Here is a 23,123-nt window from a genome sequence, read left to right as displayed (position 1 = left end):
ACCATGACGTACGAAAAATTTTCTGCCGACAATGCTGCACTCCTGCTGATCGACCACCAGGTCGGCACCATGGGTTGGGCGAAGTCCATGCCGTTCGAAGAACTCAAGCGCAACGCGCTGATGCTCGCCAAAGCGGCACGCATTCTCAAGCTGCCGGTCGTGCTGACGTCTAGCATGGAGGAGTATGCACAGGGACCTCTGCTGAGCGAGCTGGAAGAGATCCTGCCGACCGAATTCGCCGGTCGTATCAAGCGTCTGGGCATCGTCAATGCGATGGACGACGAAAACTTTGCCGCCGCCGTGGAAGCCACAGGTCGCAAAAAACTCATCATCGCTGGCGTGACCAACGACGTCTGTACGGTATACCCGGCGCTGTCGCTGGTACGCGATGGTTTCGAGGTTCAGGTCGTAGCTGATGGTGGTGCTTCGCCTACGGCAATGGCTGATGACATCGCCCTGCGCCGTATGGATAAAGCCGGTGTGACGCTGACCACCACCAACCAGTTGATCGCCGAGTTGGCCGGCAGTTGGGCGACCCCAGAAGGCGGTCAATTGGTTCAGGTGCTGATGGAAGCGTTTGGCGACTGATTCCCTGCTCACGACCCGAGGCGCAGAGATACCGCGCCTCCGGTCCCTTAGCAATAGAGGCGCCGAATGAGTCGCCATTTTGCCGTGAAACGATGGCTTGAGACGAACAGGTCACCGTCATCGACTGCTCACTCGCCGGACTAACCCTTGAGCCTGGAATGCACATACAGGTAGAACCCCATCGCCAAACCCGCCAGGCAGATCAGAGCCCCCTGCCACAGGCCGCGCCAAGGCAAGCGCGCCATCTGACCCTTGGTAGCCCGTGCAGCCCGGTTCCAGATCGAGGGCTTGCCGCCGCTCAGCGCCACGTGGGTGAAATACAACGTGCCCAGGTACACCAGCAGCGGGCTGAGCCAGCGCAAACCCGGCACACTGCGCGACCATACGGCGGCATAAATGGCAGGCACAATGGCCGGCACGATTTGCCGCAGCAGCAGGAGTCCAGCACCTCGCCGATACCAACGGGGCGGGACCAGCAGCTGGCTCAGCCGGATATCCAACGACACGGCCGACACCGCCACCATCGACCAGAAGCGGTAGACGGTATTGCCCAGATACATTGCACCCGGAATGAAAATCAGGACGGCCAGCGCGGCAGCCAGCCCATCGACTCGTTGCGGGTGGTCCAGCAGCGAATACCCGACCAGCAGCGCCAACGCGAACCACAGGAACCCGTACAGGCCCTTGAAACTGCTGGCCGGCAACCAGTCCCGCCAGTTGTCCAGCGGCTGCAGCCCAAGGCGCTTGGGCAAATCGCGGTTCTGGTGTTCGATGGATTCAGCCAATTCGGAAAAACGCTGCCAATCATGGCCTGAAAAACCGTCGGCGATTTCACGACGGCGGCGGTCAGTGAGCGGCTTGAACAGCAATGCCGCGACCTGCCCTAGCCGTTTGTCATCGTCGTAGCCGGCCAGGTCGGCACTCACACGCTCCTGAAGCGCCTGCCGCTCGCAGCGTTGGATCAAGCCCTCCCAGCGCCGGTATTCGCAAGGCAAATCATCCTGGGCTTCGCTCCAGCCCATGACTTGGCAGGCGCGCTCGAAAAAAGCCAGTGACCATTGCGGCGCCGATTCCAACCACTGCAGCACGTGCTGCTCGAACTCCTGGCGCCGCTCGAAGCGCAGCAGCCAGTCGCTGGCGAGCCATTGGCGCAGAGCGTCGAGCACCTCGGCCTCCTTGCCCTGGGCCAACCATTGCTGCATCACCGCCAACGAGGGTTCCGGGGGGCTGGCAGCGAGTGGAATTTCCTCCCAGGCGGCGGGTGTCAGCGCCGCGTGCTCCTCCCGCGCCATTGGCGCGACCTGTGTGGCGGTCTCGATAGCGGGCTGGTCTTCGACCACCGCGAGTGCGACTTCTTCTTCATCATCCTGCGCTCGCCATCGGGCATCGGCTAGCGAGGCCTCATAGGCCTCTCGCAAGCGCTGGAAGGCTGCCGGGTCTTCGTCCGGGCGGTGAACTTTCAACAAGCGTGCATAGGCACGCTTGATGCTGCGCTCATCAGCGCCCGGGGTCAGTTCGAGCAGTTGCCAGTGGCTCATGATCCCTCAACCCTCGATATCGAAGTGCGCAAGACGCTGGCTGATCTCACTGCGGGTCTTGCGGATCAGAGGTTCGTCCTGGGTATCGAGTATCTGCTGGAAATGGTTCGCCATCCCTGCGATGAGCGTACGGCTTTCGCCGAGGCTTTCCTGGTACAGCCGGTCCAGCCGGGCTATCAGCAGCGTGTTGACCTGCTGATCGCGGGGGTGGACTTTCAAGGCTTGCAGTGCTGCCAGGCGTTGGGCAATTTCTTCAGGTGCCAGTACGCCCGGGTTGTTCTCGATCAGCAGTTGATGGGTTTCGCCGGTGATCGGCACGTGCACCTGAGCTTCGAGCAAACCATTGTTGTCGTACGTGAAGCGCACCTCGAGGCTGACCTCACCCGCCTTGCGCGGCGGTACCGTGATCTCCAGATCGCCGAGGAAAATGTTGTTACGCACCAGCCGGCTTTCGCCCTGGAAGATATTCAGGTTGAGCACTTTCTGGCCGTCATGCAATGTATAAACAGTTTGCACTCGGCTCACCGGAACCACCGTGTTGCGCTCGATGATCGGCAGGTAGCAGCCGTTCTGAAAAGTGGCGCCCCGCTTTACCGAGATCTCCATGCCCAAGGTGTAAGGGCAGACGTCGGTCAGTACCACTTCCTTGAGTGAAGCATGGCGGGCCTGCAACGCCGCCTGGATGGCAGCCCCCTGGGCCACCACCTGGTCCGGATCGAGCTGCATCGATGGAATGCGGCCGAACAGCGAGGCCACCAGCTTGCGCACCAGCGGCATACGTGTGGTGCCGCCCACCAGAAGGATTTCGTCCAGGTCGCCGACCTTGATCCGGGCATCGCGCATGGCTCGCTCGATCGGAGCACGCAGGCGCTCCAGCAAAGGCTTCACGATCTCCGCCATTTCACCCTGGCTCAGTTCCAGGCCCCACTCGCGATCCTGCTCCCTCAGGCTGAAGCGGGCGACCGGTGCCTGCCCCAGAACATGGCGCACGCGCTGCGCTTCACGCCGCAAGCGCTGGACGATGGCGGGCTGGGTCGTGTCCGGCAGGTCGGCGTTGCCAATCCGGGAAATGAAATACGCCACCAGCAAGTCATCGAAGTCTTCACCGCCCAGGAAGTTGTCCCCGGCGCTGGCGCGTATTTCCATGACGCCTTCGAACAGCTCCAGGATGGACACGTCGAAGGTCCCACCGCCCAGGTCGAACACCAGGAAGTTCGCTTCGCTACGCTGTTGCAGGCCGTAGGCCAGGGCGGCTGCGGTAGGTTCGTTGACCAGCTTTTCGACCTTCAGCCCCGCCAGTTCGCCGGCGGTGCGCGTGGCCTTGCGCTGGGCATCGCTGAAGTAGGCCGGTACGCTGATCACCGCTTCGTGGACCGGCTCGCCCAGGGCGCGCTCGGCGTCCTCCTTGAGGCTGCGCAGCAGCATCGCCGAGAGCTCTTCCGCCCGGTACCCTCGTGTACCCAGCTGGGTTTCCCGAGCACTGCCCATGTAGCGCTTGAACAGCGATGCGGTGAGGTGCGGGTGGGTGTGCAGCCGCTCGCGAGCGATAGTGCCGACGACCAACTGGCCTTGGTCATCGAGGCCGACGACGCTGGGAGTGAGAAAAGAAAGCGCTCGTAGCCGCGGGCCGACTATCACGCTGCAGGGCGGAGTGCGATATCGCCCCTCCCCGCCAATTTAGGTCATGATGCACGGCAGCGCTGAGCCCCCCTTGCGAGCAGAGAACGGTTGACCCTACCCATGACATTGCAGCAATTGACCTACTTTCTGGCGGCCATCGAGCACGGGACCTTTTCCAAGGCCGCCGAAAGCCTGCACATCGCCCAACCCTCACTGTCCGAGCAGATCCTGCGCCTGGAGGAACACCTGGGCACGCACGTGTTCATCCGCACCAATCGGCGCCTGGTGCTCACCGAGGCAGGGCGGCGCCTGCAGCCATTCGCGCAGGGCATGGTAACCGCCGCCCGCCAAGGCTACGAGGCCGTGCAAGCAGTGCGCGAGCTTAGTGGCGGGGTGGCCAGTTTCGGTACGTTCGGCACCGCCCACCACTACTTCCTGACCGACCTGATCGAGCAATTCCGCACTCAGCACCCCGACATGCGCATCAAGATCGTGGGCTACAACTCGTCCGAGATCGCCGAGCTGGTCAGCAACGGCGAAATCGAGGCAGGCTTGGTAATGCTGCCTATCAAGCAGCAGAACCTGGCGGTGAGCGAACCGGTCTGGTCGGCGCAAGTAGGCTATATCAGCGCCAACCCCGATCATCTGCTAGGCCCGAAAACCATCAGCGACCTGGCCACCGCGCCCCTGATCCTGACCGAAGCACGCTGGAAAACCGCCGACCCTATCCGCCGCCTGCTCGCGCAGATGGCCGCCAAGGGCGGCGCGGTGCTGGACCCCGTCATAGAGGTGGAGCACCAGGTCACCGGCTTCGAACTCGCGGCACGGGGGCTAGGGGATGTCATCGCGACCCGGCCGATCCTGCATCAGCTGGGCTTCAATGACCGCCTGGGCTGGGTGCCGATCAACCCGCCCATCTTTGAGGTGTTCGGTTTCATTCACCGTCATGACACGCCCATCTCACCACCCACGCGGGTGCTGATGAATCTGATGCGCAGCCACCTTAGCCGCATCCAGGCGCTGTATGCGCACCTTGAGTCCCACTAGGTATAGGCTAGGCCTATACGAAGCACATTGGTTTGCCCGTTCATTCATATGCAGCGCAGTTGGATACTGACCCCAAGGACGCCGCCAACCGGCGCTTGCAACGTTCGATGAATGGGGAGTCAACCATGTCCACTCAATTGCAGTACTGCATCATTGGCGCGGGGGCCGCAGGCTTGGCAGCGCTGAAGACCATGACCGACGCCGGCTTCCAGGTGGACTGTTACGAGAAATCGGCGAACATCGGCGGTCACTGGAATACCGACTACGACGCACTGCACCTGATCACTCCGAAAAGCAGCTCGTGCTTCGACGGTTTTCCGATGCCCGCAGACTACCCGGTTTACCCCAGCCGCGATCAGGTCAAGGCGTACATGAACGCCTACACCGACACCTTCGGCCTGCGCGAAAGGATCACTTTCAACACCGAAGTGCGCACCATGGTGCCCTTGGGCGATAACGGCGAAGCCGGCTGGCAGGTGACCCTGGCCGACGGCACCAGCAAGCGCTACGCCGGGGTGCTGGTTGCCAACGGCCACCTGTGGGACTGCAAGATCCCCGAGGTGGGCAAAGGCTTCACCGGCGTGTCCATTCACTCGGGTGAATACCGCAACGTCAAACAGGTTGAAGGCAAGGTCCTGGTGGTGGGCTTCGGCAACTCCGGTTGCGACCTGGCCGTGGATGCCGCCCAAGCGCGGCTGGACACTACCATCGTGATCCGCCGCGGCCAGCTGTTCCAGCCCAAGACCATCTTCGGCGTGCCCCGTGGCGAGCTGCCGTTCCTTGGCCAACTGCCGCCCGAACAGCAGAACATGGTCATGAACATGCTGATCATGGCCACCGTTGGCTCGCACACCCACTACCCTGGCCTGCCCGCCCCAGAAAGCTATGACCTGGATAAACAGCCGCCGGTGGTCAACACCCTGCTGCTGTACTGGATTCAGCACGGCCGCATCAAGGTGGCCCCGGGCATCGAGCATATCGAAGGCAAGACCGTCACCTTCAGCGACGGCACCCAGGAAGACTACGACACCATCGTCTGGGCGACCGGTTTCAATACGCGCCTGCCGTTCATGGACGAGAACTTGCTGCAATGGCGCGACGGCGCCCCACTGCGCACCGCCGCCATGACCCTGCCGACCAACGTTGAAGGGCTGTTCTATATCGGCCTGGGCGCCCCCCGTGGCCCGCAATGGCCGGTGTACTGCGACCAGACCAAGCTGGTGATGCGCTTCCTGAAACTGCGCGCCGCCGGCATGAAAGGCCTGGCCGCCAAGTTCGCTAAGTTGCAACCGGCGGACGCGCGTATCGACATCATCAAGCGCGAGTGGCTGGCGAACTACAAAGACACCCAGAATCAACTGGATGTCATGGAACTGTCCCTGCAACCCGCTGCCCCTATCGCCCAACTGGCCTGACCGGATTACTCATCATGACTATCGCTCCTACCGCCAGCGTCATCATCACCGGCACGTCCTCCGGCATGGGCCGGGCTGTCGCTCAACGTTTCCAGGCCGAAGGCTGGCACGTGGTGGCCGTCGATGTCGCCCCCAGCACCCAGGCACCCAGCGCTCAGTTCTCACCGGTCGTGGGTGACATCACCCGCGAAGCAGAGCTCACCAGCGCCATCGACGCCGCCCTGGACGGCAGGGCGCCATTGAAAGCCGTCATCAATGCGGCCGGGATTTTTCCAACCTCGTCGCTGGAAAGCTACAGCGACGCCCTGTACCGCAAGATCTTCGACATCAATGTACTGGGCTCGCTGAACATCGCCCGGATCGGCACGCGCCACCTGAAAGCGGCCGGTGGCGGCGCCATCGTGTTCTTCGCCTCAGTCGATGCCTTCACGGTGTCGAAGAACCAACTGTTGTACAGCGCCTCGAAAGCCGCCGTGGTATCCATGACCCGCTCGCTGGCAATTGAACTGGCCGACCACAACATCGTGGTCAATGCCCTGGCGCCGGGCTGGGTCGACACCGAAGGCACCCGTGCCGGTGGCCGTATCGAAGCGGCCATTGCGTCGATTCCACTCAAGCGCGCCGCCCGCGTTGACGAAGTCGCCGACTGGGTCTGGCAGCTCAGCGCCAAGCCGTCTTATGTCACCGGCGAGTCGCTGTGCATCGCTGGCGGAGTATTCATGCGTTAAACCCAATCGCAGGCCCCACGCACCAAGACGTGGGCCTGCCCTTCCTCCTGACTGCTGCCTCATTACAATTATTCCAGAGGGCAAGATCATGGGCGAACTCTACGTTTCCTCAACCTCGCACGACATGTCCACCCCGCGCGCTCAGGAATCGACCTCGCGCAAAGCGATGACCAGAGCTGTGGTCGGCGTGACCCTGGGCAACATGGTCGAATGGTTCGACTTCGCGCTGTACTCGTCACTGGCCGGCATCATCGGCAAGACCTTTTTCCACAACGGCAACCCCACCACGCAACTGCTGGCGATCTATGCAACCTTCGCCGCCGGTTTCCTGATTCGCCCCCTGGGCAGTCTTGTGTTCGGCCCCATCGGCGACAAGTACGGGCGACGCATGGCGCTGTCACTGAGCATCTCGTTGATGGCGGTGGCCACCTTCGCCATTGCGCTGATACCCAGTTACGCCAGCATCGGCGTGTGCGCCCCGATAGTGCTGATCCTGATGCGCTTGCTGCAAGGCCTGTCGACGGGCGGCGAGTACGGTGGGTCCTGTACGTTCATCGCCGAGCACGCTCCGGACAAACGCCGCAGTTTCTTAACCAGTTGGCTGGAGTTCGGCAACATCTCCGGGTTCCTGCTCGGTGGCGCGGTGGTCACCCTGTTCACCCTGGTATTGGGCGAAGCCACCATGGCTGACTGGGGATGGCGCGTGCCCTTCGCCGTCGGCGGCCTGTTAGGCATGATCGCCCTGTACCTGCGCCTCAGCCTGGAAGAAACGCCGGTTTTCCAGCAAATGCAGGAAAACGAAGCCGCGCAGAAAGCCAGCCCCGGTGCCAAGACCGGCCTGTTCGCCCTGCTGTTGAACGAGTGGCCGCAACTGCTCAAGTGCATGGGCCTGGTCACGGTGTTCAACGTGACTTACTACATCATTCTGGGGTACATCCCCGGCTACCTGGAAAACGTACTGGGCTACAGCAACAGCTTCAGCCTCAGCCTGGGCATGACCGCCACGCTGTTCATGCTGGTGCTGATTCCGGTATCCGGTCTGCTGGCAGACCGCATCGGCCGCAAGGTCATGATTATCACCGGCTGCGCCCTGCTGATCGTGCTGACCATCCCCTGCTTCATGCTGCTCCATAGCCAGTCGCTGCCTTTGCTGCTGGCCGCCGTGCTGACCTTGACCCTGGCGCAACTGTTTTTCGAAGGCGCCATGCCGGCCACACTGACGTCGCTATTCGGCTCCCGGGTGCGCTTCAGCGCCCTGGCCATCAGCTACAACATCGCCGTTTCGCTGTTTGGCGGCACCGCGCCACTGATCAACACCTGGCTGATCAACGCAACGGGCAATCAGATGATACCTGCCTGGTACCTGATCGTTGGCGCTGTGGTCGGTCTGATTTCCATCCTGTTCGTGCAGGACTCCACCGGCAAACCTCTCCCACAATGAGACTCACGATGACTAATCCAATCTCGCGTCAAACCATCTCCTCGGGCGGCCAGTACGAATCGGTGTTCGGCTACTCGCGCGCCGTGCGCGTCGGCAACCACCTGCACATTTCCGGTACCTGTGCCTCGCCCGACCATGAACACAGCAATGCCGGCGAACAGGCCCAGGCTATCCTGGCCACCGTGCGCAACGTGCTGGCCGAGGCCGGCATGAGCGTGGAAGACGTGGTGCGCACCGTAGTCTACCTGCGTGACATCAACGATGCCGCCCAGGTGGCCAAGGCCCACAGCGAAGTATTTGACGGGATCCGCCCAGCCAGCAGCCTGATCCAGGTCGATTCCATGCTGCGCCCATGGCAGAAAGTCGAAATCGAGACGTACGCCATCGTCGCCGACTGACCACGGCATTGCACCACAGAGGCCGCGACCCCTGTCGCGGCTTTTCATGGCGGCCACCTATGGGGGGGATACGAAGCATAAGTAAAAACCCACGATGTGAAAATTACCGTCACCTCCTGACCCTCCCTGGCAGCCCTGCCCCTTTGCGGCCACTAACCAGAAAATCCCCCGCCCTGCAGAAACGCATTTTCTTCATCCGTCGTTACCCTGCCGAGCAACGCATTGCGATGGGGAAAACGGCCAAACCTTGCGATGATTTGCGCATGTTCCTGAGCCCATTTGAACTCCTTGGGGTCAAGTTCACGATTGAGCTGCACCGACAGCGCCTGGTCCTGCGGGTTCTCGGAATGCTCAAACGGCAAATAGCAAAACATCCGTAGCGGTGTATCGATCTGCTTGTCCATCGCGCACTCGACCATCCGCCGTGCATAGAAGCAGGCCAGCGGGTCCGTCGCAAACATGTGCGCGGTCCCGCGAAACGCATTCCGTGGAAATTGATCGAGCAAAATCAGCAATGCCAGCGCGCCTTCGGCTGTCTCCATCCAGTGTTCCAGTTCACGTGCGGCGGCGTTGAAGTGCAATTCGAAAAAAGCCTGTCGAAACGCCTGGTCGAAGGCACTGTCCTTCTTGAACCACTTGCGAGGGCCTGCCTGTTTCCAGAAAGCAATCACGCCCTGCGGGGTCTGAGGCTGATGGGTGTCATAAGTAGTCAACGTCTTTAACCTCCGGAGGATGATGTCGGGTAGTTGCCTTCGGGACGCGGTGGCTCGATCGCTCAGTGCTACCCGCCCTCAAGTCTATCGCGGACAAGCTCGATGGGGCGCTGTATTCGAATCAGACCGCCACGCCCACTGTTTCGATCATATCCGTCTGCCAATCCGAAGGATTGCCACAGCGCGAGCCAATGCCATAGCCTGTTCCTCTTCGCCCCCCATCGACGAGACAGTGATGAACGAACCACAAGGACGTATCGAACTTTCCGGGCTGCAATGCCGACCGCTTGGACCCGATGACGCGGCTATGATCGGCTTGCACCGTCAAACGATGTTTCTTGAAGCGGGCGGCGATCCTGACACGCTGGGCGTCATGACGGAACACTTCCGCCCGTGGCTGAAGGCGCGACTGGACGACGGTCGGTACTACGGATTTGCACTCTGCGATGGGGATCAGCCAGTTGCCGCCATTGGCCTCATGAGCATCGACTGGCCGCCGCATCCATCGCACCCCACCATGGATCAGCGGGGTTACGTGCTCAATGTTTTTGTGGAACCGGCATACCGCCGCCGAGGCTTGGCTTCGGCCTTGATGCACATCGCTGAGGCCGAGTTTGCCAGACGGGGAATCAGCTTCGCCGTGCTACATGCCACCGAGGCCGGGAGGCCTGTCTATGAGCAGACAGGCTGGGTGGCGACGTCGGAAATGGCCAAGGCCATCATTGGGTAATCAGCGCTTGGGGATGAGGCTGTGTGAACACGTTCGCACGAGCCGGGCGCGGCTCCGGCCCCGCTATCTAGACACTACGCCTTAACTGTAGACCTGGCGGGGAAAAAGCGCCGCGTAAAATCCAGGTCTCTACAAGTCGAACATGAGGGGAACAGCCGGGATGATGAACTTGATGCACTGGCGCCTACTGGTCGCCGTGGCTGACGCCGGAAATGTCTCCCGCGCTGCCGAGCGCTATGGCATCACCCAGTCGGGGGCTAGCCAGGCGCTTACGCAGATGGAGGAGGCCCTGGGTGTAAAAGTGTTCGTGCGTGACCGCCGCCAGACCACCGTAACGGCCATCGGCCAGCAGATTATCGAGCGCGCACGCCGCATGCTGGGCGAATTGGAATCAATCCAAAACCTGGTGGATGTGTCTCGGGGTTGCCATCTGGGCGAATCAAACTCGCCAGCTTTCCTTCGGTGTTCGCCAACCTACTGCCGCCGCTATTGCAAGGTTTCAGCCGGTTGCACCCGGGTATAGAAATTGTCTCGCTTGAGGGAACCGATGAAGAAGTCGAGCGGTGGTTGGCCAACAGCAGTGTCGACCTGGGGGTAGTGATGAATCCCGCTGCGTCCCGCGGCGCACTACTACTTGGACGGGACTGCTGGGTAGTCGCCGTGCCGGCGCAGCATGAGCTGGCCCGAAAGTCCTCGTCCAGCACCATCGCCCTCAAGGATCTGGTGGAGGAACCGTTCATCCTGGCTACAGGGGGCTGCCACCTCCATGGCCAGTCGCTGGTTGAACGTGAAGGACTCAGGCTCACCGACGTCAGGATTACAGTGCGCGACTGGGCCACGGCATTCGCGTTGATCCGTGAAGGCATGGGAATTTCAATCGTGCCCGCCTCGGCACTACCCGCTGACCGCCGAGGCATGTGGGTCTTCGAACTGAGCACACCGATTTACCGCGAGTTCGGCCTGGTGTGCTCCCCCGCCGGGGAACGCACACCCGCTGCGCAGGCCTTTCTGAATGATATTCGCAAGTCAGTGATGCACAGCGACATTCCGATGACGGTTCGCCGTACTTCGGCAACGGTCGAATGAACACCATAAGCTCACCTAATGATGCACGGCAGAAATTGTAACTTTACCAGTCGGTGACAACGCAGCACCCTATCGAGAACACATTTCACAGCCGTCTCAGACAGGAAACGGCAACAGCTTCGAGTGATCGTTGCCCGCTATCAGGAGCCACCATGAAACTTTATTTCGCCCCCATGACGTGCTCGCTCTCGCCGCATATCGTATTGCGCGAACTCGGCCTGCCGTTCGAACTTATCCGAGTCAACAACAAGACCAAGGCGACGGCCGACGGACAGGACTTGCGCGACATAAACCCCAAGGGCTACGTTGCCGCTTTGGTGCTGGACAACGGTCAGGTGCTCACCGAAGGACCGGCAATTGTCCAGTATCTGGCCGATCAGGTTCCGGGAAACTCCCTGGCACCGGCTAATGGGACCTGGGAGCGCACCCGTCTGCAGGAACTCCTGAACTTCATCTCGGCGGAAATCCATAGTGGCAGTGCCCCGTTGTTCAATACCGATCTGTCTGAGCCAACCCAGGAAATTTTCCGGCAGAAATTGTTCAAGCGCCTGGACTATCTGAACAAAGGGTTGGTGAACAAAGAATACCTGCTGGGTGACTTCGGCCTGGCCGACGCCTACCTGTTCGCCGTACTCAAGTGGCTCCCTTTCTTCGGTATCGATATCAAGGGCTGGCCACAATTGGCATCGTTCATGGGGCGGGTCGATGCTCGCCCCAGCGTGCGGGCGGCCATTGCCGCAGAAGAAGCAACACAGCCTATCTGATAAGGCTCATGAGCCATTGATCTGTTCTGCTCTGACTCCGCACGGTCCGATAGAGCCATTAAGAATCTTCCATAAAAAAGGCCGACCAGATAAAAATAAAACAGAAAGCAATGATATTAAATACACAAAACCACCTTAGAGCTTGAGCTTCATGATTGTATCGCTCAGTTTTGCATCGAGCATCGTCTCCACACTTTGCAAAGCAAAACTGGATCTGTCCTTCCCAACAATTTGCGATGTACTCACCATAATATTCCACGACCACATCCTTATTTTTGTGAGCATCAACCCCTCCCACGAGCTCACTGCGATACTGGGAAAATTTAAGCTCTTTGTAGCCACCTCTCGACTGAAGCAATAGCCTGAAATCCCCACCACGAGCAAAAATAAAACTGACAGCGCGTCCCTCTGCTCTCTCCAAGGGAGCATCGCCCGCTTCAACGCCTGCAAATGAAGCCACTAACGCCGCGAGAAACAAGAATCCCCATACGCTTAGAATTTGAGGCGATAAAACCCTCAACAATCTGGAATAACAAAAATACACCCAGCCTTCCCCTACGCTTCGAATGAGTCACAAGCATCATGCTTAATACGCGCATCAACAGGCGCCTGCAAGGGGCTTAAAAAATTTCAACGACAGTAAGCGTCTGGTGAAGTCGTCTGGACAAAGCAAATGGTCTAAATACGATCAGATCACGAAAGAGCGACTCGCCAGTTGATCGTGTCCCAGGAAGTGGTGTAACTAAACCAATCGAAGGCGCCCTGCGGGCGAAAGAGGTTGGTCATCGTGGTTTTTGGCTAACGTTGAGTTTGCGAAGACCTAACACTCACCAGGGAAACCACGATGACCAAACCTACTATCGCATTGACCGAGTTGGTTGAGAAAGGGGCAGATGCTGATCTGCTCAAGCAAATGATCCAGTTCGTTGCCCAGCGCATGATGGAATTCGACGTCGAGAGCCTGTGCGGTGCCGGGTTCGATGTCAAAAGTCCTGACAGGCTAAACAGCCGCAACGGCTACCGTGATCGCCTCTGGCAAACCCGCGCCGGCGATGTTGATCTGAAGATCCCCAAGCTGCGCCAAGGCAGCTACTTTCCAGGCTTTCTGGAACCACGGCGTACTGCCGAAAAAGCCATGGCAGCGGTGATCCAGGAGGCGTACATCCAGGGCGTCTCGACGCGCTCAGTGGACGAGCTGGTCAAGGCGATGGGGATGTCCGGCATCTCAAAAAGCCAAGTGTCACGGCTGGCCGGCGAGATCGATGAGCGCGTACACGCCTTCCTTGATCGCCCGCTTGAGGGCGACTGGCCTTACCTATGGATCGACGCCACCTACGTCAAGGTCAGGGAGGCCGGCCGTATCGTGTCGGTCGCCGTCATAATCGCCGTGGCTGTGAACACCAACGGCGGCCGTGAAGTACTGGGCATGAGGGTTGGGCCTTCGGAAGCCGAGCCGTTCTGGACAGACTTCCTGCGAAGCCTGATGCGGCGTGGGCTCCGAGGCGTGAAGCTGGTCATCTCTGATGCTCACGAAGGGCTCAAGGCCGCAGTTTCCAAGGTATTCCATGCGACTTGGCAGCGCTGCCGCGTGCATTTCATGCGCAATGCCATGGCCCACGTCGGCAAGGGTCAGCGGACGATGGTGGCGGCGCTACTTCGCACGGTGTTTGCCCAGGACAGCCGTCAGGAATGCCACCAGCAATGGCGCCTGGTAGCTGACCAGTTACGTGAGAAATACCCAAAGATCGCGACGCTTATGGATGGCTGCGAGGATGAAGTGCTGGCGCACATGGCCTTCCCCAAGGCGCACCGGCAGCAGCTGCACAGTACTAATCCGTTGGAACGGTTAAATGCTGAAATCAAGCGCCGCACCGAGGTCGTGGGTATCTTCCCGAACGATCCAGCCATCACTCGCCTAGTCGGGGCGATGCTGCTGGAACAGAACGACGAGTGGTGCCTGCAAAGGCGCTACATGCAGTTGGAGGCCTTCGAGGCGGTCAGCGATAATCCACAGGCCAAGCTGTCGGCCGTGATCAACTAAACGGCAAACTCAGTGGCTCAAGCCTTGATGAGTTACACCACTTCCTGGGACACGATCCGCCAGTTTGCATTTTCGGTTATTGACACAGCGCTCAAATCTCCAGATTATCAATCAATGACCCCTACAAATCTCGTTAGCATGATGCGCCCCTTGATGACTGCCTTTGGCGGGCCATAGGGCGATGCGCGCTTAGAACAGAAGCATTGACCAGAAGCCCCGCCAGAAATGGATGGGGCAGGCTGCCAAACTCAGGCTGAGTAAGTCAGTCCGGCATCCATTGATGCGGCAGCAGATGCTCAATCTCACTGGCTTTCTGCGTCGGCAACCGCGTCAGCACATCTTTGAGATAAGCATACGGATCATGCCCATTCATGCGTGCCGACTGGATCAAACTCATGATCGCGGCCGCTCGTTTGCCGCTGCGCAGGGACCCGGCGAACAACCAATTGGAGCGCCCAAGCGCCCAAGGCCTGATCGTGTTCTCGACAGGGTTGTTGTCGATGGGCACGGCACCATCACCCAGGTAGCGCGTCAGCGCTACCCAGCGTTTCAGGCTGTAGTCCAAGGCCTTGGCCATCGCCGAGCCTTCTGGCACAAGCTCGCGTTGAGCCAGCATCCATTCATGCAACTTTGCTGCGACGGGAACCGCTATTTCCTGACGTAATCGCCGGCGGTCTTCATCGTTCATTTCTTTGGCTTGCCGCTCGATCTCGTACAGGCCGCCGATTGAGTGCAGTGCCTGTTCGGCCAACTGGCTTTTGTTTGCCACATGCAGGTCAAAGAACTTGCGGCGAGCGTGGGCCATGCAGCCGATTTCGGTGATGCCCAGCTCGAAGCTGGCCTTGTAGCCCGCGAAGTCATCGCAGACCAGCTTGCCGTTCCACGTGCCAAGGAAGTTACGTGCATGTTCGCCAGCGCGGCTGGGGCTGAAGTCGTAGACCACCGCCTTCAGTACCGAGAACGGCGTGGTGCAATAAGCCCAGACATATGCTCGGTGCGTTTTCTTCTCGCCGGGGGCCAGCATCTGCACCGGCGTTTCATCGGCATGCAAGACTCGCTGGTCGAGTACGACTTCCCGCAGTGCATCCACCAGTGGCTGGAGTTGCACGCCAGTTTGGCCCACCCACTGAGCCAGTGTTGAGCGCGGGATCGCCAGGCCTGCACGGCCAAAGATCTTTTCCTGCCGGTACAGCGGTAAATGGTCGGAGAACTTGGCCACCATCACATGGGCCAGCAGACCGGCAGTAGGGATGCCCTTGTCGATGACTTGGGCGGGCACCGGCGCCTGGATCAGCGTTTCGCACTGGCGGCAGGCCCACTTGCCACGTACATGCTGCTCAACGGTGAACACGCCCGGTGTGTAATCCAGCTTTTCGCTGACGTCTTCGCCGATGCGCTGAAGCTGGCAGCCGCAAGCGCACTGGGTGTTCTCTGGCTCGTGACGAATGACGGTACGTGGGAACTGCGGCGGCAGCGGCGCGCGCTTGGGCTTTGGGCGGGTTTCGTCTGGCGTCGGGGCAGGACGAAGCGCGTCCAGTTCTGCCTCGATGGCCCCAAGATCGGTGTTGAGCAGGTCATCCAGCAAACTGCCTTGAGCTGGGCTGATCTGCTCGCTGCGTTTGGCGAACTTGTGGCGTTTGAGGATGGCAATTTCGTGAGAGAGCTGTTCGATGATCGTCTCGTCACGATGGATCTTTCGACCCATAGTGTCGACCTTCGACAGCAACTGCGCAGCGAATGCGCGCAGTTGGTCGGGTGTCATTTGGTCGAGATTGGGCAAGGAAGTCATGCCGTGGATTTTACCAACGCAACTCATCCGACACAGCTCAAAGGCAGGACTAAACCACCGTAATCACGCCGTTCACACCTACACGCTGCCATGCCAAACCGAGCACCAGCGCGTGCAGTTGTTCAGCGTCGAGTTCGACTTCCAGGCCGCGATGAGTGCCAGGCCAGTGAAACTTGCCTTGGTTCAACCGGCGTGCGGCAAGCCAGATGCCCACGCCATCATGCACCAGCACCTTCATCCGGTTGGCGCGGCGGTTGGCAAACAGATAAGCGCTGTGCGGCTTTGCCGCACCGAACACCGCCACCACGCGGGCCAGCGCAGTCTCGGTACCAGCGCGCATGTCCATGGGCGCGGTCGCGAGCCAGATGGCGTCGATGCGTATCATTGCGAGAGGCTGCGAATGAAGCGTGCGCAGCCGTCCGGGTCGGAGATGGGCCATTTGACCGTGATGGATTTTTCGCCCAGCGGCAATGCGATAACTACCGCTTCATCAGCGTGCCGTTTAGGCATCGGTTGCAGCGGCACAAACGCGGGAAGTGCCGCGACGGGTTTATCGCCGTAAATCGGCAACCACTTGCGGATTACGTTGGCATTGATGCCGTGGCTGATGGCGACGCTGGAAACTGAGGCGCCGGGTTGCAGACATTCCTGAACGACCTGGGCTTTAAAGGGTTTGGGGTAAGAGCTTCGTTGGCGCATGGAAATCCTAGCGATAAGGGTGATCGCGTCCGCTTAAAATAGGCGGACACCATTGCCCTTAATTCTGGCTTTTTGAAGGTGTGTTTGCTGGCCGCTTACCAACGACACGCCGTTCATGCGACTTGGCGTTCGGCGCTATAGCACCCCAGAATGCTGGGATCATCCGATTAACTCGCCGTATAGCGCTGACAAGTCATCGGACGCTACCTCAGACCAACGACTGTTCTCGGCCAAAAACCTTCTCCTAACCAGTAGGGCTGATAGCAGCGTACAAGCGCGTCTGGGATCAACACGCGCTCGCGACCACGCGTATTCCGCCCAGGAATACCCCCATGAAAATCATCCATTTCACTCTCGCTCTCCAATCCCATAGCGTACTGTCTTCTGCCTCAGGAGATCAGTTCATGGACCGCATGCATTTATACGTAGATTCGCAATTCACCAGCCCCTACGCCATGTCGGCCTTTGTTGCACTGAAGGAGAAAGGTATCGACTTCATGATGACCACCGTCGACCTACAGGCGCTCGAAAATCAGGCAGACGCCTACACACTGCTCTCGCAAACCCAAAGGGTCCCGGCCTTGGTGCACGGCGACTTTGCCTTGTCCGAATCGTCAGCGATCACGGAGTATCTCGAGAGCGCTTATCCTCAGGCACCCCTCTATCCAACAGATCTCCGGCTGCTGGCAAAAGCGCGGCAGGTCCAAGCATGGATTCGCAGCGACCTGTTACCCATTCGCCAGGAGCGCTCCACGCTCGGGGTGTTCTACGGCGTGCAATCCAGCCCCTTGTCGTCGTCCGCCCGTGCGTGCGCCGATAAATTGTTCAGGGCCGCACGGGCATTACTAGAGGGCAACGCGGAATATCTGTTTGGCCGGTGGTCGATAGCCGATGTTGATCTGGCGCTGATGCTCAACCGGTTGATATTCAATGGCGATGCTGTGCCCGCGGGCCTGGTGGAATACGCGCGACGGCAGTGGCAGCGTCCCAGCGTGCAGGCGTGGGTCACACTTTCCCGTCCGCCGCTTTGAATCCAGGCACTGGCCCCACTCAACCCCGGCGTTGACCGCATCAAGTAGGCGCCCTGAATAACCGGCCGGCGAGCTGACGGCCGCGCGCCTGGCCCTCCGCCGTCAACCAGATCGACTTCTGCTTGCCCACCGGGTTCTGGATGAAACCTTGCTCGTGCAATCGGTTCATGACCCCAAAGTCGAACCCCTTCCAGGCGTTTCCCTCGTCCGTGCTGAAAGCCGCCAAGAGGGCAAGGACCGCTTCTTCAATCAACGTATCGTCGTACTTCATAAAGGTTGTTCCTCTTTGTGCGCAACCGGCCTGCCGACCTGACACATTGCCACGGCGCTCGTATATACCCTAGCCCGTTTTCTTCGACGCCAACCCTTGGCGAAACAGTGATAATTGGCCGAAACCATCACTTGATACCCTGGCCACTGGTTTGAGAAAGTACCGATCATACCTGCCCACACCCGGCACAGGGATTTCATGCCATGGATTGCCCCCCGACACTGCACACCGACCGCCTGCTGCTCACCCCCCTTCAGCTGACGGATGCAGCGGCCATACAGCAGCTATTTCCCCAGTGGGAGGTGGTCCGATACCTGGACCGCCGGGTGCCGTGGCCCTATCCGCAGGAAGGTGCGCTGGTTTACGTTCGCGACGTAGCACTCCCCGCCATGGCCGCAGGGCGGGAATGGCATTGGATGATTCGTACACGCGCCCACCCTGAACGCTGCATCGGCAGCATCAGCCTGTATGACCAGCCGGGCAACAACAGAGGTTTCTGGCTCGCCCCGCAGTTTCAGGGGAATGGCTACATGCGCGAAGCCTGCAAGGTGATCAATGCCTATTGGTTCGACACCCTGGCGCGCCCCGTGATGCAGGTTCCCAAGGCAGTCGCCAACCATGCTTCGCGCAAGGTCTCCCAGCATGAAGGCATGCGCATGATCGGAGTACGGGACGGGCATTTCGTCTCGAGGCCCATGCAGGTCGAGGTATGGGAGATGACGCGAAGCGAGTGGCTTGCCGCACAAGTTGACGCTTGAGCTGATCTCCACGCATCACCGCCATAAAGCCCACCACCTCCCCCTGCCCGGCGCCTGCTCCCGCGGCATGTCCCGCAGCCTGATCCACGGCTCATCGCGCCAGTCCACCCGTTGCTCGCGGTGCTGGTCAGCATCCAGTCGGCGCACCAGGCGCTCGGGATAGGGAATGGCCAACAGGCGTGCCAGGTCATGAAGGCAAAACCAGCACTGGCCTCGATCATCAAGGCACGCAGCGGACGGTTGTGGCGGAAGAACAGCGTAGCGGTGTAGGCGTCCATCGCAAGGGCTCCTGTTCGGAAGCGCTGCCACGGAGCGAAAGATGGTGGGTGGTAGCTGCGCGTGGGTTAGCGAACCGGTCACGACCGGCAGGCCCGAAGGCCTCCCACACGCAGCTGCCATAACCTGGCTGCACAAGGCCGATAGGGTTAAAGTCAACTTCAAGGTCAACAGCTTTTCAGGGTGACATATGCGTATAGGTGAACTGGCGAAAATAAGCGGGTTGGCGCCTTCGCGTATCCGCTTTTACGAAGCAAGCGGGCTGATCACATCGGTCGAGCGCAAAGCCAATGGCTACAGGGACTACGCCCCCAATACCGAGTGGGTTCTGCAACTCATCGTCGGCGCTCAGGCGGCCGGTTTCTCATTGGAGGAAATCCGGCAATTGATGCCCATGAGGGCCGGCGGATGGCAGCACGAAGAGCTGCTCAACGGACTCAAGCAAAAGGTCGAGGAGATCGACGTTCTCCAGCGGCGGCTGGCGCAGAACAAAGCGCAGCTTCTGCTGGTCATCGACGGCATCGAGGGCAAGCCTGACGGCATGGCATGTGAGGACAACGCACAACGAGTGATCAACCGTCTGCGCGAAGACAGTGTTATTCATCTATCAGCTAGACCGCCGGCAGCGCCTGCAAAGAAGAGCGCCCGTCCCCGAGCCTGACCGACGAGACAGGTTTCAGCGCGGGCCGACCAGACCGGCGGAAGGCATCTGCCGCGCAAAAGGTGTTGACCTTAAAGCTGACTTCAATCTTAAGGTAGCCTCATCTCCAGTTGAGGACTGCTCCATGTCTGTGTTCGCCCCTTTGATGCTGCCCAACGGTTCGACCATCAAGAACCGCATCGCCAAAGCCGCCATGGAAGAGAACATGGCGGATGCCGACCAGGCGCCCTCCGAAGCACTGATGCGTCTCTACCAAGCGTGGGCCGACGGTGGTGCCGGCCTGATCATCACCGGCAACGTGATGGTCGACGGCCGTGCCATGACCGGGCCTGGTGGGGTGGTGCTGCAGGACGATCAGCAATTGGCCAAGTTCAAGCGCTGGGCACGTATTGGTCGCTCCGGCGGAGCGCAGTTCTGGTTGCAGATCAACCACCCGGGTCGGCAGATGCAGGCCAACCTTGGGCAAAAAACCTGGGCACCGTCGGCCGTACCGCTGGATCTGGGAACCTTGTCCAAGCGTTTCGCCACACCCCACGCGATGCCCCCTGCCGTCATTGAAGAGGTCATCCAACGCTTTGCCAACACGGCACGCCTCGGCGAAGCCGCCGGGTTCACCGGTGTCGAGATTCATGCCGCACACGGTTATCTGTTGAGTCAGTTCCTTTCGCCGCTGACCAACCAGAGAACGGATGAGTGGGGCGGTTCCCTGGCGAACCGTGCCCGGTTGCTGCTCGAGATCGTCAAGGCCGTCAGGGCGGTGGTTTCTCCAGGCTTTGCCGTCGCCGTGAAACTCAACTCCGCCGATTTTCAGCGCGGAGGCTTCACCGCCGACGATGCGAAAAAAGTAGTCGCGCTATTGGACGGCCTCGGCGTTGATCTGGTCGAACTATCGGGCGGCAGTTACGAAGCACCCGCCATGCAGGGTGAGGCACGCGATGGCCGCACGCTGGCGCGCGAAGCCTATTTCGTCGAGTTCGCGCGTGACATCCAGACCGTCGCCACCCTGCCGGTGATGGTCACCGGCGGCGTACGTCGCCGCCGCGTAGCCGAAAGCGTCGTGCAAAGTGGCGTGGACATGGTGGGCATTGGAACGGCATTGGCCATCGACCCGTACTTGCCCCGTGACTGGCTGCAAGGCCAGGACAATGCCCCGCAGGTGCCGCCTATTACCTGGAAAAACAAAGCCCTCGCCTCTTTGGCAAACATGGCAGTGGTCAAGGCTCAACTGCGCAAACTCAGTCGGGCCAGAAAGCCCGACCCGAACGTTTCACCGTTGCGCGCGCTGATCCTGCAACAGCTGTCCATGGCCTTGCGCACCCGCCAGTATCGGCGATGGGCAGCAGAGTATCCGCATCACCACGGTTTGAAAAAGACGCCGCTCATGACCGTGCTGAGCTGAGATGTCAAAAGCGAACTATTGATAACTGACCGTGACCGTCGCAGTGCCCTTGACCAGGCCAGGGGCTACGCAATTGGCGCCACCCTCACTCTGGTAATAGCGAACGTGGTAAGGAAGGTTGAACGTGGTAGCGTTATTCAGCACTGACCCTACTTGGCTTTTCGCACCCAGGACAACCGGGTTGCCGGTGTCGCCGTCAATGATCTGCAGCGCGATACAGGAGGCGTTATTCGCGCCACTTTGCGGTTTGACCAGCCCCAGACTACCGTCCGACATCACCTTATCGCCATTGATCGTCATGACAACCGCGCCATTGGCACCTGAGCAGGTAAAGACGATCGGGAACGCCGTGTCGCCGCTGGAACTGCCGACACCGTGAAACTGACCGAGCGACGCCGGAGCCATGGTCACGGTCAGATCGCTGACCGAACAGGTCCCGGTTTCCGGGACAATCTCGCTGCCGCCACCGGCAATGCGTGTCGACAGAAATACACCGGTATTGAAGGGGTAAGTACTTTGCGCCACGTTTTGTGTGTAGGTGCCACCCGCCAGCGTGCCCGACCCGACCTTGTCCTGGCTGGTGAGCTTGACCAGTTCCACTACCACGGTACCCCCCACATTGACCGCCAGTGAATTTGAATTGCCGCTGACGTTAGGCATGCCGAGTCTCCAGACGGTGCTGTCCCCGGCATATAACGGTGCAGCGGATGCGCCGGGTACCCAACTGGTCCTCATGCCAATGCCCGCGATATTGGTGGTGTAGACATTTGCAAGGGTGGTGGCAGCCCCCATGGTGACTCGCCACTGGGTAGCGTCACCCGGCGCACAGGCCACGATGGCGAAAAAGTTGCCAGTGATGGGGAATTCCTTTTTGTAGAATGCCTGCCCGATCGTGGCGTTGGCGGGTACGGTTATACGGCCCATGTCGATATTGATGGTCGCGCCCTCGCTGTAGTTGGGCATCATCCCGCATACCGCGGACGCGGAAGTTGAAAACAGGAGCAGGAGCACGAGGCAGGTGAGCGTGCGCAGGCTCCCCAGCCACTGCTCCCAGGCAGCGCGGATGGCGACAACCTGAGCTGCCCGGTGAACAGCCGGTATGGAACGTTTTATCATGGTGGTCCACGCGTTCATTGGACGAGAGCGTCAACTTGTTTCAGGGCACCGTAGTCGTTGATGTACTCAAAGCGCACCTGACCTTCCTTGAGGCCGGCAATCGAATGCGCCGCGGGGGTCAGCTTGAATATGATTTCACCCCCAGGTTCAACCATCTGGGTGCCATCCCCGTTGACCAGGGTCTGGCCCGCCTTCAAGGTGCTCAATTGCGCGAACGAAACATAAAACGGCGATGTATTGGTGCACCGCAGCTGCCATTGGGCACCGTCCTTGACCCACGCCCACTTGAGCGATTCGGCGGCTTCATGCAATGAGCCGCTCACAGAAGCAGGCCGATAGAACACTTTTATCCTGCTCTGAATGGCAAGTAACAGATTGTTCTTTTCCCTGGCTTCAGCAGACACGGGGGGAATTTCCAATACATTGAGCCAGAACAGCGACTCGCGCGTCGTCGGCAATGGGGTGCCGTTGAACAAAATGCGCAATGTCTGCGAGGCCTGCGCTTCGATTCGCGTGATAGGGGGCATTATCAGAAAGGGTGCCGAACTGTTTTCCGGCGTTGAATGCGCAGCCCCGTCATCCATCCAGGACTGCACCAGCGCCGGTGCCGATCCTTTATTGGAGAGAGCGATGGTGACCTCCCGCTCCCCTTGCGGATAGATGATGCGGGTTCCTCCCAGGACAATGTTTGCCCGCGCGTCCACGCCGAGCAAACAACCCGCCAGGCAACCGAAAAGCAAAATACACGTTCGAATAGTCATAGTCGTTTGCACCCTCCACGCGACAGGGCGCATGGGCAGGTCTCAGTCATCGCCAAGTTGATCATTGACCGGGCTGTTCACCCAGCCGCTTTAACCGCGCCGTGCGCAGCGCCAATACGAACTGGCCTGTGCGTTGCAGATACGCTCCAACGGCGTGGGTTATCCGGACGATTGTGCCGGGGCGTGGCGATGACTGTCTTTGAGATAAATCTGAAAAATGGACGGCGGTACGCGAAGCACGTTGCCCGTCTTC

22 protein-coding genes and 2 pseudogenes are annotated in these 23,123 nt (G+C 59.9%); 14 read left to right on the top strand and 10 right to left on the bottom strand.

Annotated features, from left to right (window positions below; translation table 11 throughout):
* Window positions 1–3 precede the first annotated feature (3 nt).
* Window positions 4–588 (top strand): isochorismatase family protein, encoded by a 585-nt coding sequence (locus tag HWQ56_RS11855; protein ID WP_176570599.1) that lies wholly within the window; start codon window positions 4–6, stop codon window positions 586–588.
* A gap of 140 nt (window positions 589–728) precedes the next feature.
* Here HWQ56_RS11855 and HWQ56_RS11850 read toward each other — a convergent pair whose 3' ends face one another.
* Window positions 729–2,126 carry a J domain-containing protein gene (locus HWQ56_RS11850; protein WP_176570598.1) on the bottom strand — a complete coding sequence of 466 codons (1,398 nt, stop codon included), beginning with the start codon at window positions 2,124–2,126 and terminating at the stop codon, window positions 729–731.
* 6 nt (window positions 2,127–2,132) lie between these two features.
* A pseudogene (locus tag HWQ56_RS11845) lies at window positions 2,133–3,728 on the bottom strand (Hsp70 family protein); the annotation flags it as partial.
* A 138-nt stretch (window positions 3,729–3,866) separates the two neighbouring features.
* Between HWQ56_RS11845 and HWQ56_RS11840 the strand changes: the two are divergent.
* The 5 genes from HWQ56_RS11840 (at window position 3,867) to HWQ56_RS11820 (ending at window position 8,775) form a co-directional block, all read left to right on the top strand.
* Window positions 3,867–4,793 carry a LysR family transcriptional regulator gene (locus tag HWQ56_RS11840; RefSeq protein WP_176570597.1) on the top strand — a complete coding sequence of 309 codons (927 nt, stop codon included), beginning with the start codon at window positions 3,867–3,869 and terminating at the stop codon, window positions 4,791–4,793.
* 125 nt (window positions 4,794–4,918) lie between these two features.
* The gene (locus tag HWQ56_RS11835; protein WP_176570596.1) at window positions 4,919–6,208 is read left to right on the top strand and encodes a flavin-containing monooxygenase; all 1,290 of its coding nucleotides are present in this window, start codon (window positions 4,919–4,921) and stop codon (window positions 6,206–6,208) included.
* A gap of 14 nt (window positions 6,209–6,222) precedes the next feature.
* Entirely contained in the window at window positions 6,223–6,936 is a 714-nt protein-coding gene (locus tag HWQ56_RS11830) for an SDR family NAD(P)-dependent oxidoreductase (RefSeq protein WP_158155350.1), read from the top strand.
* A 166-nt stretch (window positions 6,937–7,102) separates the two neighbouring features.
* Window positions 7,103–8,377, top strand: coding sequence for an MFS transporter (locus HWQ56_RS11825; protein WP_245217843.1), 1,275 nt, complete (start codon window positions 7,103–7,105; stop codon window positions 8,375–8,377).
* A gap of 8 nt (window positions 8,378–8,385) precedes the next feature.
* Window positions 8,386–8,775, top strand: coding sequence for a Rid family hydrolase (locus HWQ56_RS11820; protein WP_158155354.1), 390 nt, complete (start codon window positions 8,386–8,388; stop codon window positions 8,773–8,775).
* A gap of 152 nt (window positions 8,776–8,927) precedes the next feature.
* Here HWQ56_RS11820 and HWQ56_RS11815 read toward each other — a convergent pair whose 3' ends face one another.
* Entirely contained in the window at window positions 8,928–9,488 is a 561-nt protein-coding gene (locus tag HWQ56_RS11815; RefSeq protein WP_176570594.1) for a DUF924 family protein, read from the bottom strand.
* A 235-nt stretch (window positions 9,489–9,723) separates the two neighbouring features.
* Between HWQ56_RS11815 and HWQ56_RS11810 the strand changes: the two genes are divergently transcribed.
* The 3 genes and pseudogenes from HWQ56_RS11810 (at window position 9,724) to gstA (ending at window position 12,068) form a co-directional block, all read left to right on the top strand.
* Window positions 9,724–10,218 (top strand): GNAT family N-acetyltransferase, encoded by a 495-nt coding sequence (locus HWQ56_RS11810; protein ID WP_176570593.1) that lies wholly within the window; start codon window positions 9,724–9,726, stop codon window positions 10,216–10,218.
* A 160-nt stretch (window positions 10,219–10,378) separates the two neighbouring features.
* Window positions 10,379–11,304, top strand: a pseudogene (locus HWQ56_RS11805) (LysR family transcriptional regulator).
* A gap of 152 nt (window positions 11,305–11,456) precedes the next feature.
* Window positions 11,457–12,068, top strand: a complete 612-nt coding sequence (gene gstA, locus HWQ56_RS11800; RefSeq protein WP_176570592.1) for a glutathione transferase GstA — start codon at window positions 11,457–11,459, stop codon at window positions 12,066–12,068.
* 58 nt (window positions 12,069–12,126) lie between these two features.
* Here the strand turns inward: gstA and HWQ56_RS11795 are convergent, their stop codons facing one another.
* Window positions 12,127–12,528, bottom strand: a complete 402-nt coding sequence (locus HWQ56_RS11795) for a hypothetical protein (protein ID WP_176570591.1) — start codon at window positions 12,526–12,528, stop codon at window positions 12,127–12,129.
* Window positions 12,529–12,912: 384 nt separating this feature from the next.
* Here HWQ56_RS11795 and HWQ56_RS11790 point away from each other — a divergent pair, with 384 nt between their 5' ends.
* Complete coding sequence (locus HWQ56_RS11790) at window positions 12,913–14,109, top strand: IS256 family transposase (RefSeq protein WP_176570464.1); 1,197 nt, start codon at window positions 12,913–12,915, stop codon at window positions 14,107–14,109.
* 262 nt (window positions 14,110–14,371) lie between these two features.
* On the opposite strand, the gene tnpC is transcribed toward HWQ56_RS11790, so the two are convergent.
* From tnpC to tnpA, 3 genes are read right to left on the bottom strand one after another with little or no spacing between them, the layout of a single operon-like run.
* A complete protein-coding gene (gene tnpC, locus HWQ56_RS11785) occupies window positions 14,372–15,898 on the bottom strand; it encodes an IS66 family transposase (RefSeq protein WP_176570590.1) in 1,527 nt (508 codons plus the stop codon).
* Window positions 15,899–15,947: 49 nt separating this feature from the next.
* Window positions 15,948–16,283, bottom strand: a complete 336-nt coding sequence (gene tnpB, locus HWQ56_RS29055; protein ID WP_176570589.1) for an IS66 family insertion sequence element accessory protein TnpB — start codon at window positions 16,281–16,283, stop codon at window positions 15,948–15,950.
* Window positions 16,280–16,597: an IS66-like element accessory protein TnpA gene (gene tnpA / locus HWQ56_RS11775; protein WP_176570588.1), complete on the bottom strand. Its 318-nt coding sequence runs from the start codon at window positions 16,595–16,597 to the stop codon at window positions 16,280–16,282. Before tnpA ends, tnpB begins: the two co-directional genes overlap by 4 nt.
* A gap of 404 nt (window positions 16,598–17,001) precedes the next feature.
* On the opposite strand from tnpA, the gene yfcF reads away from it, so the two are divergent.
* On the top strand, window positions 17,002–17,628 hold the full coding sequence (gene yfcF / locus HWQ56_RS11770) for a glutathione transferase (RefSeq protein WP_176572391.1): 627 nt from the start codon (window positions 17,002–17,004) through the stop codon (window positions 17,626–17,628).
* A gap of 40 nt (window positions 17,629–17,668) precedes the next feature.
* On the opposite strand, the gene HWQ56_RS11765 is transcribed toward yfcF, so the two are convergent.
* Window positions 17,669–17,899, bottom strand: a complete 231-nt coding sequence (locus tag HWQ56_RS11765) for a DUF6429 family protein (protein ID WP_176570587.1) — start codon at window positions 17,897–17,899, stop codon at window positions 17,669–17,671.
* 203 nt (window positions 17,900–18,102) lie between these two features.
* Between HWQ56_RS11765 and HWQ56_RS11760 the strand changes: the two genes are divergently transcribed.
* The 3 genes from HWQ56_RS11760 to HWQ56_RS11750 all read left to right on the top strand — a co-directional run bounded on the left by HWQ56_RS11760 (window position 18,103) and on the right by HWQ56_RS11750 (window position 20,993).
* Window positions 18,103–18,657 carry a GNAT family N-acetyltransferase gene (locus HWQ56_RS11760; RefSeq protein WP_176570586.1) on the top strand — a complete coding sequence of 185 codons (555 nt, stop codon included), beginning with the start codon at window positions 18,103–18,105 and terminating at the stop codon, window positions 18,655–18,657.
* A gap of 466 nt (window positions 18,658–19,123) precedes the next feature.
* Window positions 19,124–19,594: a MerR family transcriptional regulator gene (locus HWQ56_RS11755; protein ID WP_176570585.1), complete on the top strand. Its 471-nt coding sequence runs from the start codon at window positions 19,124–19,126 to the stop codon at window positions 19,592–19,594.
* A gap of 124 nt (window positions 19,595–19,718) precedes the next feature.
* Window positions 19,719–20,993 (top strand): NADH:flavin oxidoreductase/NADH oxidase family protein, encoded by a 1,275-nt coding sequence (locus HWQ56_RS11750; protein ID WP_176572390.1) that lies wholly within the window; start codon window positions 19,719–19,721, stop codon window positions 20,991–20,993.
* A gap of 15 nt (window positions 20,994–21,008) precedes the next feature.
* On the opposite strand, the gene HWQ56_RS11745 is transcribed toward HWQ56_RS11750, so the two are convergent.
* Complete coding sequence (locus tag HWQ56_RS11745; protein ID WP_176570584.1) at window positions 21,009–22,109, bottom strand: fimbrial protein; 1,101 nt, start codon at window positions 22,107–22,109, stop codon at window positions 21,009–21,011.
* A gap of 14 nt (window positions 22,110–22,123) precedes the next feature.
* Window positions 22,124–22,870 (bottom strand): fimbrial biogenesis chaperone, encoded by a 747-nt coding sequence (locus HWQ56_RS11740; RefSeq protein WP_176570583.1) that lies wholly within the window; start codon window positions 22,868–22,870, stop codon window positions 22,124–22,126.
* Window positions 22,871–23,123: the final 253 nt, after the last annotated feature.

This window comes from Pseudomonas eucalypticola (assembly GCF_013374995.1).
GTDB classification, from domain to species: domain Bacteria; phylum Pseudomonadota; class Gammaproteobacteria; order Pseudomonadales; family Pseudomonadaceae; genus Aquipseudomonas; species Aquipseudomonas eucalypticola.
Note: the sequence above shows the minus strand (reverse complement) of the source record. Positions and strands in the feature narration are given on the sequence as shown.

What these genes read in the sequence shown, in the direction of transcription:
- HWQ56_RS11810 (WP_176570593.1), top strand. Translation starts at nt 9,724, where the DNA reads ATGAACGAACCACAAGGACGTATCGAACTTTCCGGGCTGCAATGCCGA.
- HWQ56_RS11765 (WP_176570587.1), bottom strand. Translation starts at nt 17,899, where the DNA reads ATGAAGTACGACGATACGTTGATTGAAGAAGCGGTCCTTGCCCTCTTG.
- HWQ56_RS11820 (WP_158155354.1), top strand. Translation starts at nt 8,386, where the DNA reads ATGACTAATCCAATCTCGCGTCAAACCATCTCCTCGGGCGGCCAGTAC.
- HWQ56_RS11790 (WP_176570464.1), top strand. Translation starts at nt 12,913, where the DNA reads ATGACCAAACCTACTATCGCATTGACCGAGTTGGTTGAGAAAGGGGCA.
- HWQ56_RS11755 (WP_176570585.1), top strand. Translation starts at nt 19,124, where the DNA reads ATGCGTATAGGTGAACTGGCGAAAATAAGCGGGTTGGCGCCTTCGCGT.
- tnpB (WP_176570589.1), bottom strand. Translation starts at nt 16,283, where the DNA reads ATGATACGCATCGACGCCATCTGGCTCGCGACCGCGCCCATGGACATG.
- HWQ56_RS11760 (WP_176570586.1), top strand. Translation starts at nt 18,103, where the DNA reads ATGGATTGCCCCCCGACACTGCACACCGACCGCCTGCTGCTCACCCCC.
- HWQ56_RS11750 (WP_176572390.1), top strand. Translation starts at nt 19,719, where the DNA reads ATGTCTGTGTTCGCCCCTTTGATGCTGCCCAACGGTTCGACCATCAAG.
- HWQ56_RS11835 (WP_176570596.1), top strand. Translation starts at nt 4,919, where the DNA reads ATGTCCACTCAATTGCAGTACTGCATCATTGGCGCGGGGGCCGCAGGC.
- HWQ56_RS11850 (WP_176570598.1), bottom strand. Translation starts at nt 2,126, where the DNA reads ATGAGCCACTGGCAACTGCTCGAACTGACCCCGGGCGCTGATGAGCGC.
- yfcF (WP_176572391.1), top strand. Translation starts at nt 17,002, where the DNA reads ATGGACCGCATGCATTTATACGTAGATTCGCAATTCACCAGCCCCTAC.
- HWQ56_RS11825 (WP_245217843.1), top strand. Translation starts at nt 7,103, where the DNA reads ATGACCAGAGCTGTGGTCGGCGTGACCCTGGGCAACATGGTCGAATGG.
- HWQ56_RS11830 (WP_158155350.1), top strand. Translation starts at nt 6,223, where the DNA reads ATGACTATCGCTCCTACCGCCAGCGTCATCATCACCGGCACGTCCTCC.
- HWQ56_RS11855 (WP_176570599.1), top strand. Translation starts at nt 4, where the DNA reads ATGACGTACGAAAAATTTTCTGCCGACAATGCTGCACTCCTGCTGATC.
- HWQ56_RS11740 (WP_176570583.1), bottom strand. Translation starts at nt 22,870, where the DNA reads ATGACTATTCGAACGTGTATTTTGCTTTTCGGTTGCCTGGCGGGTTGT.
- tnpA (WP_176570588.1), bottom strand. Translation starts at nt 16,597, where the DNA reads ATGCGCCAACGAAGCTCTTACCCCAAACCCTTTAAAGCCCAGGTCGTT.
- HWQ56_RS11745 (WP_176570584.1), bottom strand. Translation starts at nt 22,109, where the DNA reads ATGATAAAACGTTCCATACCGGCTGTTCACCGGGCAGCTCAGGTTGTC.
- HWQ56_RS11840 (WP_176570597.1), top strand. Translation starts at nt 3,867, where the DNA reads ATGACATTGCAGCAATTGACCTACTTTCTGGCGGCCATCGAGCACGGG.
- gstA (WP_176570592.1), top strand. Translation starts at nt 11,457, where the DNA reads ATGAAACTTTATTTCGCCCCCATGACGTGCTCGCTCTCGCCGCATATC.
- tnpC (WP_176570590.1), bottom strand. Translation starts at nt 15,898, where the DNA reads ATGACTTCCTTGCCCAATCTCGACCAAATGACACCCGACCAACTGCGC.